This is a genomic window from Corallococcus praedator, from assembly GCF_003612125.1.
Classification (GTDB): Bacteria; Myxococcota; Myxococcia; order Myxococcales; family Myxococcaceae; genus Corallococcus; species Corallococcus praedator.
On the sequence record NZ_RAWI01001468.1, the window covers coordinates 1 to 383 of the forward strand.

At 73.6% G+C, this 383-nt stretch carries 1 protein-coding gene; it reads right to left on the bottom strand.

All coding sequences use genetic code 11. The features are described from left to right. Window positions 1–94: 94 nt before the first annotated feature. Window positions 95–383, bottom strand: a 289-nt coding sequence (locus D7Y13_RS44925; protein ID WP_369333619.1) for an AAA family ATPase, incomplete at its 5' end; no start/stop codon positions are given.

Genomic DNA, 383 nt, shown 5'->3' on the forward strand with positions numbered 1-383 from the left:
ACGGTGTTGGCGACGCGTTGGGCAGCGACCAGCAAGGGCGGCAGCCGGGCGCCGAGGGCCTCGGCGCGGCGGGCATTCTGGAAGGCGGATGCGCTCAAACCGCTTGGCCGACGAGGGTGTCGATGATCTCGGGAAGGCCCACGCCCTCGGCGCGGGCGGAGAAGTTCAGCGCCATGCGGTGTCGCAGGGCAGCGGGGGCGAGGGCGGCGACGTCGTCCAGGCTGGGCGTCAGACGCCCGTCGAGCACGGCGCGGGCACGGGCGGCGAGCATGAGCGATTGCGCAGCGCGGGGACCGGGGCCCCAGGCGACATGGCGGCGGACGCTGTCCTGGTTGGTCAGCTCGGGGCGGCCTTCGCGAACCAGGTTGAGGATGGCGTCGACC